10 protein-coding genes are annotated in these 12,291 nt (G+C 37.5%); 1 reads left to right on the forward strand and 9 read right to left on the reverse strand.

Annotated elements, in window-relative coordinates; translation table 11 throughout:
- Window positions 1-171 precede the first annotated feature (171 nt).
- Genes potC through potA form a run of 3 tightly spaced genes read right to left on the reverse strand, consistent with a single transcriptional unit; the run spans window position 172 to window position 2,910 of the window.
- Window positions 172-954 (reverse strand): spermidine/putrescine ABC transporter permease PotC, encoded by a 783-nt coding sequence (gene potC, locus ACWPW6_RS16285; protein WP_154622070.1) that lies wholly within the window; start codon window positions 952-954, stop codon window positions 172-174.
- On the reverse strand, window positions 951-1,814 hold the full coding sequence (potB, locus tag ACWPW6_RS16290; protein ID WP_163863096.1) for a spermidine/putrescine ABC transporter permease PotB: 864 nt from the start codon (window positions 1,812-1,814) through the stop codon (window positions 951-953). The genes potC and potB overlap by 4 nt, the downstream gene beginning before the upstream one ends.
- Window positions 1,801-2,910 (reverse strand): spermidine/putrescine ABC transporter ATP-binding protein PotA, encoded by a 1,110-nt coding sequence (gene potA, locus ACWPW6_RS16295; RefSeq protein ID WP_154622068.1) that lies wholly within the window; start codon window positions 2,908-2,910, stop codon window positions 1,801-1,803. Before potA ends, potB begins: the two co-directional genes overlap by 14 nt.
- A gap of 791 nt (window positions 2,911-3,701) precedes the next feature.
- Here potA and ACWPW6_RS16300 point away from each other — a divergent pair.
- Window positions 3,702-5,348: a fumarate hydratase gene (locus tag ACWPW6_RS16300; protein ID WP_196713660.1), complete on the forward strand. Its 1,647-nt coding sequence runs from the start codon at window positions 3,702-3,704 to the stop codon at window positions 5,346-5,348.
- A gap of 151 nt (window positions 5,349-5,499) precedes the next feature.
- Here ACWPW6_RS16300 and ACWPW6_RS16305 read toward each other — a convergent pair whose 3' ends face one another.
- The 6 genes from ACWPW6_RS16305 to ACWPW6_RS16330 form a co-directional block, all read right to left on the reverse strand.
- Window positions 5,500-6,465, reverse strand: a complete 966-nt coding sequence (locus ACWPW6_RS16305; RefSeq protein WP_154622066.1) for a fimbrial protein — start codon at window positions 6,463-6,465, stop codon at window positions 5,500-5,502.
- 15 nt (window positions 6,466-6,480) lie between these two features.
- On the reverse strand, window positions 6,481-7,032 hold the full coding sequence (locus ACWPW6_RS16310) for a fimbrial protein (RefSeq protein WP_154622065.1): 552 nt from the start codon (window positions 7,030-7,032) through the stop codon (window positions 6,481-6,483).
- Between the two features lie 9 nt (window positions 7,033-7,041).
- A complete protein-coding gene (locus ACWPW6_RS16315; protein ID WP_154622064.1) occupies window positions 7,042-7,770 on the reverse strand; it encodes a fimbrial biogenesis chaperone in 729 nt (242 codons plus the stop codon).
- An 11-nt stretch (window positions 7,771-7,781) separates the two neighbouring features.
- A complete protein-coding gene (locus tag ACWPW6_RS16320; protein ID WP_208852753.1) occupies window positions 7,782-10,277 on the reverse strand; it encodes a fimbria/pilus outer membrane usher protein in 2,496 nt (831 codons plus the stop codon).
- 204 nt (window positions 10,278-10,481) lie between these two features.
- On the reverse strand, window positions 10,482-11,042 hold the full coding sequence (locus tag ACWPW6_RS16325; protein ID WP_163863100.1) for a fimbrial protein: 561 nt from the start codon (window positions 11,040-11,042) through the stop codon (window positions 10,482-10,484).
- A 116-nt stretch (window positions 11,043-11,158) separates the two neighbouring features.
- Window positions 11,159-11,467, reverse strand: coding sequence for a helix-turn-helix domain-containing protein (locus tag ACWPW6_RS16330; RefSeq protein WP_154622062.1), 309 nt, complete (start codon window positions 11,465-11,467; stop codon window positions 11,159-11,161).
- Between the last annotated feature and the right edge of the window lie 824 nt (window positions 11,468-12,291).

The following is a 12,291-nucleotide window of genomic DNA, read 5'->3' on the forward strand; positions in this document are numbered from 1 at the left end:
CCATATTTCAAGTCACCCTTTATCACCGGATTACACCAATCGAAACTTGAATTATCTTGTGTATATATATCTTATAGGCTCATAGAGAGCCCACCCTCATCGCCAAATGGCATCGAAATATGCGAGCTACTGACCCCAGTAGCAGCGCTGCGTATACAACATAAATAATGATTATGGCTGCTTTGCGAGTTTATCCCGCATCACCCATTGGCTCAAACAAACTAAAATTAGCGACATTAACAACAATACCGTCGCCAAGGCATTAACCTCAGGAGAAACACCGACTTTCACCATCGAGTAAATCTTTAACGGTAAAATTTCATAGCTTGGCCCCGTCACAAATGATGAAACGACCACATCATCCATAGATAAGGTAAAGCTCAATAGCCACCCAGCAACAACAGCGGGTAATGCTAACGGGAGGATAATCTTGCGTAAAATTGTAAACTCCCCAGCCCCAAGGTCCCTAGCTGCCTCCAACATTTTCACATCAAAGTCCTTCAATCTGGCATAGACGGTCACCACAACGAAAGGTAGGCAGAATGTAATATGTGAAAATAGCAACGACCAAAAACCGAGAGAAACCCCTAAGAGCATAAATAATACCAGCAGAGAAATTGCCATCACGATATCAGGAGACATCATGACGACAAACAGCATGCCACCGACAAACGGTTTTCCTCTAAAACGGTAACGAAACAGTGCAACGGCTGTTAATGTGCCAATTATCGTAGCAAATGTCGCCGAAATAACAGCCATCGTCAACGAATGCCCTGCCGCCTGTAATAAGCTATCGTTATTTATTAATAGTTCATACCATTTGGTTGAAAAGCCCTGCCAATTAATTCCAAAACGGGATTCATTGAAGGAATTAACAATCAAAATGATAATTGGAATATAAAGATAAGCGTAGACGATGGCCATAAAGCCACCTCGTAACGTGCGACCGATCATTCTTCATACGCCTTTTTATTCAAAAGCTTAGCAGCTCGGTAATACACATACAGCAACAGTCCCATCATCACAGTCAAGAAGATGCTGGTTGCCGCACCAAACGGCCAATCACGGATATTCAGGAATTGACTCTTAATAACGTTCCCTATTAAGAGATTTTTTGCTCCTCCCATTAAATCCGCAACATAAAACAGCCCCATCGCCGGTAATAACACCAGTAAACAACCCGCGATAATACCGGGCATAGTGAGTGGAATAATGATCTTTATGAAGGTCTGAAATTTATTCGCACCAAGGTCTCTCGCCGCTTCTAAATAAGATTTGTCGAGTTTTTCAATACTGGAATAAAGCGGCATTACCATGAAGGGCAATAGAATATAGATAAGGCCTAATACAACCGCTTCAGGTGTATACATCAAGCGTATCGGTTTATCGATAATGCCTATCCACAACAAAAAATCATTTAAATACCCTTTGGTACTCAAAAAAACTTTTAATCCATAAATACGGATTAGAGAATTAGTCCAAAAAGGTACGATCAGCAGAAAAAGCATTAAAGGTTGCAGACGTTTTGGTAACTTTGCCAGAATAAAAGCGAATGGATAGCCAATAATTAAACAAAAAAACGTGGCGACCAATGCCATATTCAGTGAATGAAGCATCACTTCCGCATACATGGGATCCGATAAACGGAGATAGTTATCCCATGTAAAGATCAGATCGACAAGGTTAGTATCACTGCGCGTCAAAAAGCTAGTACCAATGATCATGATGTTTGGTAAAAAGACAAATAGCAGTAACCAAGCTACCACGCCTGTAATGATAACGTTTTGTAAGATCTTATGTTTACGCCGGATCATCCAGTACCACCTCCCAGCTTTCAACCCAAGTTACAGCAACTTTTTGGTTTAAGGAGTGGTCTACGTCTGGATCATCCTCATTAAAGAATTCGCTGACCATGATAATTTTGCCATCTTCCATCTCTACCACAGAATCTAGCGTCATCCCTTTATAATTGCGCTCACGAACATAGCCAATTAAACCAGGATGATTTTCTGCATCATTCACCTCTTCTACGCGCAAATCTTCTGGGCGTAATAAGACATGAACAGATTGCCCTTCTTTAACAGGAAGAGCGGTAAAGATATCACATTCATGGCCCTCAACATTGGCGCGAATACGTTGTTCATCAATGCGATATAGCACTTTCGCATCAAAAATGTTGATTTCACCAATAAATTGAGCAACAAAGAGATTTTTAGGCTCTTCATATATTTCTCGTGGTGAGCCATCCTGCTCTATTTTGCCTTCACGCATCACGATAATACGGTCAGACATCGCAAGTGCTTCTTCTTGATCATGCGTGACGAAAATAAACGTTATCCCCAGCTTACGTTGCAATGCTTTTAACTCATTTTGCATTTGCTTACGCAATTTATAATCTAGGGCAGATAAAGATTCATCCAGCAGGAGGACTTTTGGGCGATTAACGACAGCCCGAGCAATAGCAACTCGCTGTTGTTGTCCGCCAGACAGCTGGTTTGGACGACGTTGCGCGAAATCCTCTAATTGCACCATACGCAATGCTTGATCAACACGTTTCTGGATCTCATCTGCGGGTGTTTTTTGCATACGTAGACCAAAAGCGACGTTATCAAAAACAGTCATATGTGGGAACAAAGCATAGCTCTGAAATACCGTATTCACAAAACGCTGTTCTGCTGGAATATCAGTAATATCCTGGCCATCAAGGATGATTTTGCCTTCATCAACATCTTCTAAGCCGGCAATTAAACGTAAAACGGTTGTTTTGCCACAGCCAGAAGGCCCTAAAATGGTTAAAAACTCACCATTTTGGATGGTTAAGTCAAGCTCGGAAATAATTTGTTTGCCATCAAAAGCTTTATTTAATGCTTTTAATTCGACGAGTGGTGTCAGAGAGGTTGTCTCAGTCATTTATGCTACACTCTATCCCTATGAATAATGCAGATAGAACCGCTACCGTTAAAGACTGTGTAAGCTTATCGGAGATTGACTCTTCTTATCTTCCCCAGCAAAGCCCAAAACCAGTAGCGCCATTTAAATTTCATTAAGTGGTGCATGATAAACACTGTTTGCTCAAATTGAAAGCCATTTTCAGCATTTTGTTTGCCTTTCGTTATGAAAACTCAATGAAATTATTGTCTTTACGAAAAAAATAAGCCACTTAACCATAGCAACATGAATCGGCAACCCTTTGTAAGATAATCATAAAGGCAACTTAAGTTAGATTTTCATTATTCATAACATAAACAGCATGAATACTGATTAAAGTTTAATACAACTCTATGAAAAAAATAGACAATAGGGATACATAAAAGTTAAAAATCGCTCTGCTCGACCATATTATCAATACATTTTTTGCAATTGAATTTCAAAAATAGATAGTCAGTAACACTAATAACATAGGCTCAAAATAAATCCTGCTTTATTTATTCTGTGACCTCTCGCAAACTTTTCACTTAAATGAAATGTAATATCGATAATATTAATCAATGTCATGTTATTGACCACATCTAACTGAATACAATCATCTTATTAAAAATAAATAGATAGGCATCCGCTATTCATAATCGCATCTCTTTTAGCCGCAGCACATTCCTCTTACATTTTTAGGCTAGCAGAAACAGCATTCAATTATGAATAAACAGAAGCTCCTTATTGGGGCTATTACACGATTCCATTGGATAAATATGTGAGTAAATAACATGTCTAATAATGAATTTTTTTATCAACCGCCTTATCCTTTATCTGTAGACAATACTGAATATTATCAGTTAAGTGACAAATACGTTTCTGTAGAGACATTCGCAGGTAAAGAGATCTTAAAAATTGAACCGGAAGCGCTAACCATTTTGGCTCAACACGCCGTCTATGATTCTCAATTTTTCTTAAGAGCAGCGCACCAAAGGCAAGTAGCGGCGATATTATCTGATCCAGAGTCAAGTGAAAATGATAGGTATGTCGCGTTACAACTTTTACGTAATGCCGAAATCTCCGCTAAAGGAATTTTACCGAACTGCCAAGATACCGGTACCACAACCATTGTTGCTAAAAAAGGCCAACAAGTTTGGACTGATTGTAATGATGCAGAAGCTTTATCTCGTGGTGTTTATAATGTCTTCAAACAAGAGAACCTTCGCTTTTCTCAAAATGCCGCGCTAGATATGTATACTGAGGTCAATACCGGCACTAATTTGCCTGCTCAAATTGATATTTTTGCTACTGAAGGAGAGGAATATCACTTCTTGTTTGTGAATAAAGGCGCCGGTTCTGCCAATAAATCGGCTCTATTCCAAGAAACCAAGACGATTTTAGAACCGAATAAACTAAAAGCTTTCCTGATCGAAAAAATGAAAGCATTAGGAACCACTGCATGCCCTCCATACCATATCGCTTTTGTGATTGGAGGAACCTCTGCTGAAGCGACATTAAAAGCCGCAAAACTGGCTTCAACAAAATATTATGACAATTTACCCACCTCGGGTAATCAATATGGTCAAGCATTTAGAGATATCGAACTCGAAAATACCTTACTTGAAGCAACTCGCCATTTTGGTTTTGGTGCTCAATTTGGTGGTAAATATTTTGCGCATGATGTCAGAGTAGTGCGTTTACCTCGTCATGGAGGATCTTGCCCAATTGGTTTAGCCATTTCCTGTTCCTCTGACCGTAATATTAAAGCAAAAATCAACAAACAAGGCTTATGGATTGAAAAAATGGAACACAATCCTGCGCAATATATCCCCGAATCTTTACGCCAACATCATGAAGCTAAAGTCGTTCATATAGACCTGAACCAGCCAATGCAAGCGATATTGACAGAATTAAGCAAACATCCTGTATCCACTCGCGTTTCCCTTAGCGGTCCATTGATTATTGCGCGCGATATCGCACATATGAAGCTTAAAGAACGCCTAGATAATGGAGAAGAGCTACCACAATATTTTAAAGATCATATGGTTTATTACGCAGGTCCAGCCAAAAAGCCCGAAGATAAAGTTTCTGGCTCATTAGGCCCAACGACAGGTAACCGTATGGATCCGTATGTTGATCTATTCCAATCTCATGGCGGCAGCATGCTCATGCTGGCAAAAGGTAATCGAACCCAAGCGGTCACTGACGCATGTAAAAAACACGGTGGCTTTTATTTAGGCAGTATTGGTGGCTCAGCAGCCATCTTAGCGCAAGAATACGTCAAAAGTTTAAGTTGCCTTGAATATCCAGAGCTTGGTATGGAGGCAGTTTGGAAAATGGAGGTTGAAGGACTTCCTGCCTTTATTTTAGTTGACGATAAAGGCAATAATTTTTTCGAACAAGTACAAAATCAAACTTGCCAACGTTGTGTTAAATAAATAAAAAATAACGGCGACTAAATTCAATCGTCGCCGTTTTTTATTTAAGGCCATATCATTAACAACAATAGCCGATTTACTGTCACCGTCAGCATGTTGAGCGGTTTAAAAAATGTCATTCCCTGACAAATACTCTCCTTAAAAATCATGATTAGTAATAGTTTATCCTAACGATCGTTGAAGCATTAAATGGTCCGGTTTTCACCGCACTTACTTTCTTGACCGATGCGTTATAAGTACGAGTGATTGAGGTGCTCCCTGTAGGTAGAGAACCGAAAAACTGGAAATAGTTAAATTTTACGCGACCACCTTGATCGTCAAATATGGTGAGGTTAGTACCATTTTTTAAATCAATCGCATAATCACCATTGAGATTATCCGTTGTTTCAAAGCTCACATTCATTGAGAAATTATCTAAACACCCTCGTTTTGCCGCTTGTAGTTGAAATTCCTTTTTAAACTCTTTTCCTTGGTTAAGGTCGGTTATCATCAATTGGCCAAAATCAATTTGTTGAGATTCTGGATAAACTTTAATCTCCGCCCCGCATTTCAAAAAACGGATACCTTTTAATCCTGAAATCGCATACCTTAAGTTTTTCGCTCCTGGTGTAAAGTTAATGCCTCCACTTCCATCAAATTGGAAAACCGTAAATTGGTTATCGCCCGTATAATTACCTGAAGGGGGAACCACACCAGTTACCTTAATATACAGAGAAAATGTCACAGTGACAGTGACACTCTGCCCTTTACGGATAGGTTTAGTACCTAAGCTTACGCTCTGTTGATTTCTTTCGAGCTGAATACCTTTATAATTCGCGCCCAATAACAACCCTGTTCCCAATTTTTGAGAAGTTGGGTTGAAATACATATGAACAACGTCAACGGCATCGCCTATAACATTGTCACAATAAACGGTAACCGTCATCGGGTTTGATTGCCAGATCACGGTATTTGCTGGTGTATCCGAGGGGATCGCTAATTGACCGACAGGTACTGCCGGTTTAATCACTTCTCCGGTTCCGTATTCCACACAATCTAAAGCGAATACTCTCGTACTAAAAAATGCCAATAGCAGAAAAACAGGGAGTCTGCTGTATTTAATCAATCTGTGTATCATGAGTTATACACCTTATTAGAGATAGGCAATGCTCAATGTAATTTGTGTTTTGATATTACCTACAGTTAAGTCTTTTCGAGGAAGATAGCTTTCTAACATTGAATAAAGAGTAATTTGCTGGTTATCATCAAAGTAAACCGAGTAATTACGATATTCTCCGTTTGGCACTGTATTGCCATTTTTATCAATTAATCTAATCCCATAACCTTTCAATATCGTTTTACCGCCAAATAAATTACGATCCGTACTTTCTGTGGGTTCGGAAATAAACATAATCCGAACAACGGGTTCTCTATCATCGCGATTAAACGAAGGGAAAATGCAATCATCAAATTTTAATTTAATTTCTTGCTGAGGACTCCTATCCCCTATTTCATGAAAGAAATTAAGAGAAATTGGTCCCAAATCAATATTTTGATCTAACGATGAAAAGCTGATCTTGCAAGGCAATGAAACAACACGCCCAGTAAAATTCAGGTCGCCTTTCATCATGCTGCTATCTGCATAAACATTCCCTGTTAGCAGCAAAGAAATAAAAAAACATATTGATACGTAGCAATTTCTCATGGCCGGATCCTATTTACTTTCTTTAGATAATTGACAAATAGATGCAGCACATTGGTAAGTCAGCATTTTCATACCACCGTAATCATCCATATACCCTGTATACAGTTGACTAAATGGCGTCGCTGGTACGGTTACCGTTTCCTTTGACATCGGGGCTATCATGACACTTTCAAAACCAGGAAAATTACTCGTGGAATGGCTACTTAAATAACCTAGAGTCACATAGTATTTTGTCGGATTTTCTATCAGCAATTGATTACCTGTATGGGTATACTTCAACTCTTTCGCCCACACTTTATCGCTATTGTTTTCAATCTGTGATGGCCGATAAAACATTTTCAAACGGCTCTGAATCGCAATTTGCACCACGTTTTCTTTATCCGCAACCGGTGGAATTTCACGGACATTCAAATAAAATAATGATTCTCTATCTTGGGGTAATTTATCCAATCCCTCAGTTTTAATGACTTTTATCTGATTTTTAGCGTTCGGTTCAACGCGCTGCATAGGCGGAAGCACAGTAAAAGGTGCTGAGACTTTATTCCCCTTATCATCTTCTATCCATGACTGTGCAAGATAAGGCATCGTTTTGCTTTGGTTATTAATAACTAAGCTGACAGATTTGTCCTGACCGGGGAAAATGATCCTTGTACGGTCGATATTGATTGCCGCAGACGCTGTTTGTAATCCTATAAATATGAGCGAAAAGCAAACAGAGGCTTTATACAATTTATTCATAACACTTTCCTTTAAAGGCAGGGAATCAAAACTTTACTTTGTTCTTTTTCAGAGAAACTCGTGAAATTCAATTGGCACTGCGCATTTCCGCCTGACCATTTAACGCTATATTGCTCTTCTGGATTAATACCCGTTAAATATACGATGCCGTTATCTCCGATAATGCCAACTTCTCTACCTGTGTTTATTTCAATCACGCTGGTTCCTAATGGCGGGAATTTCCCATTTTCTAAACGAACAACCGCCAAAATACGTTTACCTTGATTAGCGCTAATAGTTTGATAACCAATTGCACCTTCAGTTAAGGTTTTACCAATAATGTTGTCATTCACATCAACATCATCAGGTAACGTGTTCATATCGATATACACATCAGAGTTAGAGAAACTATTTAAATTTGTGGCAACACCGATACCAAATCGGTTGGTAACTGATTGACCGTTATCGATAGAAATACCCGCAACATTACCGCTATCAATCATGACTCGTGGTTCATTATTTGTGCCATTACGGTGCAATGCAGCGCCATATTTAGTCGCTGTCATCGAACCATACCAGCTTCCACCCAATGCACGGTATGAATTGACGTTATCTGTACCATTCATATTCAGCACACCATAAGGTGAAGAATATTGATAAGTACCACTAATACTCGGCTCCATGCGACCAAGTTCACGCTTATCACCGCCAGCACGTAAGCTCCAGTAATTGTTATTTATATTCTCACTGTAATACGCGACTGATTGATTTAAGCTTTTGCCTCCATTCGCATATTGCATGTCATAGCTAACAGAAGCACCACTTTCTAATGGAATTGAAAACGATAAATAAGCTTGGTTATCATCTGTTTCCTGATATTTGATTTTATTCAGTGAGAATGTGGCAGAAATATTTCTTATATCACCAATATTAAATAATTTGCTCACACTCATCCCAAAGGATGTGGTCGATTCGCTATTCCAAAATTGATGGTGAGACGCATTAAAATATAGCGTGACATCCAACGGACTAATGTATTGGTTAAACGATGCGGTATATACGTTTTTATCCCGCCTAAAATCAAGTATGCCGTTCGCTGCATCAATATATTGCGGCATGGTCAAAAATTCTTTTTCCGAGAATTTATAACCCGCAAAGGTGACTTGCGAATTCGTTGATTCAAAACGTTTCGAGTAATTTAAGCGGTAACTGTTTCCTGAATAGGTGCCAAAATGATCTAATCTTGCGTATGTGCGAGTGATATCAAAAGAAATCGCACCAAATTGATTCATATTTTGACCAATACCTAAGTTAAACGCTTGGTAATCGTTATTGCTGATTGTTGCGATCAAACCACCAAATAATGAGGTATTACTTAAAACGCCGTAAGACATTTCTCCAGAGATAAATCGAGGCTCAACACGCTGTGAATGTCCAAATGGGCTCGACTCCCCAGCAGAGAATTTATATAAAAACTGACCTTGTCGCGTCAAAAATGGTAATGATGCGGCTGTTACTTGGTATTGGGTTTTAGTTCCATTTTCCTCTTCCACCGTAACATCTAAGGTACCTTGCACCGCCTCAGTGATATCCTGAATATTAAAAGGTCCTGGTGCAACCCGGGTTTGCTTAATCACCCGCCCATTTTGAGAAATAATGACGGTCGCGTTCGTTTGAGCGATCCCTGTAATTTGTGGAGCATAACCACGCATCGAAGGCGGTAGCATACGAGTATCACTAAAGAGTGATACACCAATAAAACGGAAACTATCGAATATATCCGTTTTTAGGTATGACTCACCCAATAAAATTTTAGCACCTAATTCGGGGAAAGCTCTAAATGCATAAATCTGTGTCCAATCGAACCGTTCATTGGTTTTACCTTGTGAACGGTTATATTGGTATTGATAATCTGCACGAAAACGCCATGCCCCCAAATTCACCCCCGCGGTTCCGTTACTGCTAGCGCTAAAGGTTTCACTATTATTTTTAGGTGCTGAATAATTGGCAAAAAGATTGTAATCAATAAATGCACCAGTAATTCCATTTTCCCATTGTGATGGTGGAACCCAATAAGGGTCATCATATTCCAGCCATGCTTGTGGTATTGAAAATAAAATATTTTGGTTAGCTTTATCAAAATGATAATTAATATCCATTGATTTAGGTAATTCAACACACTGATTATTTTCATGCTGTAAAATTTCATCGCTGACTTTCTTTTTCAATGAAAAAAGCTGAATCATTTTAGGCGTAATACAGAGTGCTGAAGTATCTTTATCAACTTCAGTGAATTTAATTAAATATTGTCCAGAGAGTTTACGACCATTAAGGGTAATATCTGTTAAATATTCTCCCGCAGGTATAAAGTCTGGATTTGAGAATTGAGTGAGATCGATATTATCTCTGTCTTTTGCATCAATAATATTCATATTAAACTCGACTGCTTTAGCCACGCTTGAGACGGAAAGTGCTAAAACAATGGAGAATAATAATTTATTTACTTTGAATTGAGGCAATAAAGACATGATAATCCCTGTCATATAGGTAAACAAATCAAACCAAGAAAGGTAAGTAACAGGCAAAAAAAGACCTGTTACTTACATATACTCAAATAGTTCTAGTTTCATTTAGATGGTAATGAAAACTACCTGTAGAAATATAAATAACGATATACTCAAGTAGCGATATACACATCAATAATGAGATAACTTGAAATATAGCGAGTTAAATTATAGGTAGTTTAAAGCGTAAGTTGCTTGAGAAATGATACTACCTGTTTCTACTTTACTACCGTTCGCTTCAACACGTGCGCTGAAAGTCAGTTTGTTTGGACCTTCAACCAGTGGAATTTCAATACTAGTATCACCTAGTTTCATCACTGCACCATTAGCGTTCAACAGACGAACACCAACACCTTTAGAAGTACCCGTGTTTGCTAACAGTTCAGTTTTCGTTGAGTCAGGCGTACCTGAGAAAGTCACTTTAACTTTGCTTACCGCTGGGAATGACGCTTCTCCATTTTCGCCTTTAACTTCACCCAAATCACAGTTTTCTAATGCAATAGTATATTGAACATTTTGGCTGTATTTGTTACCTGTTTCTAAAACTTTATTTGCAACTTGACCTAAGTCGACGTTAACAGTACCGTCACCAGGCAGAGTACATGGAGCATTAATAACTTTACCTTTAAAGTTAATAACACCACTACCTTGGTCAACAGCTGCATTTGCAATACCTGTAGTGAATGATGCCGCAATAATGGTAGCTAAAGCAATTTTAGATAATTTCATATTATTTTCCTATTTAAGAAAGACGACTGACGTACAAACTCCCTAACGATATTGATCATTAGGTAGAGATTAATTCTGTTATAGTTTAGAGAGACAACTGAATAATAATGTAAAGGCTATAAGTAATGATTAGCCATTCTATGTTTTATAATTCTGTTTTTTTGTTCTTTTTTTAGTTCTTTTTTTAGCTCCACACAACTTTCTATCGAAAAAATATCATCATGTAAAAAGCATATTAAATCTGTTTCAAGCGCTTTTGCTAAATTAAGTAGATTATCCAATGTAATATTGCATTCACCTCTTTCATAACGTGAAATTTGTTGCTGACTCACGCCAACAAGATCCGCAAGTTCAATGCCAGAAAGGCCTAAACTCTTTCTTCTTTTGCGGATTTCTTTACCAACGATCTGGTTTACATTTTTCATTTATTAAGACCCGATCTCATTTAAAATTATCGTAGTGAAAAAGATAACGTCATAAACAATATTTTTTAATTATTATTATTTAAGTAATTCACATTAAGAAAAAGTAGTTAAATATGCAATATATGAATTTGACTTAATTATAGATTTGACACTTTGAAAGTAAAACTGTTTATAACGATCGATACGATTAATAAAATTAGACGAAACCTATCAAGAATATCTATTAAAAAATACAGGCCACTTAAAGTAAATATTCTTATAGCATTTTGGGCGACCTTTTTTTAAAAAAATAAAGAAACAACCTTAACATTTTGATATTTATCATTAATTCATTTTACTACTGTTGGTTGTATAACTATATAAATAGAAGCTAGGATCATTATAAATAAAAAATAACACCAACTATATTTAATATGGTATTTCATCGTTGATATATAAGAGGAAATATAAAATATAGCCAAATAAATTCATTTAAGTCTCATTTTTTTATATTCTAACTATTTTACCACTGACAGTGGTTTATTTATTTTATCTGCTTTTATCAAGCATGAATTTAGCACCAAAGTCATACTCGGTTAAAGAGTACAGAATATGATAAATCACGCTAATCTTAATTTTTCCTTAGTTTTACGCAGTTAAATAGGGTCTAACTAGTTTTAAAGATGGAAATTTATCATAAATTAGATTAATCAATGGCTAGCACTCATAATCAGTCTTTTTATGAATAGAAATAACTCTTTACATTCAATGAATTACATTCTTTACAAAATGTAACCAAATGATAGTAAATATTTCAAATGAGAGTGGCGAATAGGCTAAAAACA

It is taken from the genome of Providencia sp. Marseille-Q8014 (assembly GCF_965112055.1).

Bases quoted from the DNA above. Each gene is read 5' to 3' on its own strand.
- potC (WP_154622070.1), bottom strand. From the start codon at position 954: ATGATCGGTCGCACGTTACGAGGTGGCTTTATGGCCATCGTCTACGCT.
- potB (WP_163863096.1), bottom strand. From the start codon at position 1,814: ATGATCCGGCGTAAACATAAGATCTTACAAAACGTTATCATTACAGGC.
- potA (WP_154622068.1), bottom strand. From the start codon at position 2,910: ATGACTGAGACAACCTCTCTGACACCACTCGTCGAATTAAAAGCATTA.
- ACWPW6_RS16300 (WP_196713660.1), top strand. From the start codon at position 3,702: ATGTCTAATAATGAATTTTTTTATCAACCGCCTTATCCTTTATCTGTA.
- ACWPW6_RS16305 (WP_154622066.1), bottom strand. From the start codon at position 6,465: ATGATACACAGATTGATTAAATACAGCAGACTCCCTGTTTTTCTGCTA.
- ACWPW6_RS16310 (WP_154622065.1), bottom strand. From the start codon at position 7,032: ATGAGAAATTGCTACGTATCAATATGTTTTTTTATTTCTTTGCTGCTA.
- ACWPW6_RS16315 (WP_154622064.1), bottom strand. From the start codon at position 7,770: ATGAATAAATTGTATAAAGCCTCTGTTTGCTTTTCGCTCATATTTATA.
- ACWPW6_RS16320 (WP_208852753.1), bottom strand. From the start codon at position 10,277: ATGTCTTTATTGCCTCAATTCAAAGTAAATAAATTATTATTCTCCATT.
- ACWPW6_RS16325 (WP_163863100.1), bottom strand. From the start codon at position 11,042: ATGAAATTATCTAAAATTGCTTTAGCTACCATTATTGCGGCATCATTC.
- ACWPW6_RS16330 (WP_154622062.1), bottom strand. From the start codon at position 11,467: ATGAAAAATGTAAACCAGATCGTTGGTAAAGAAATCCGCAAAAGAAGA.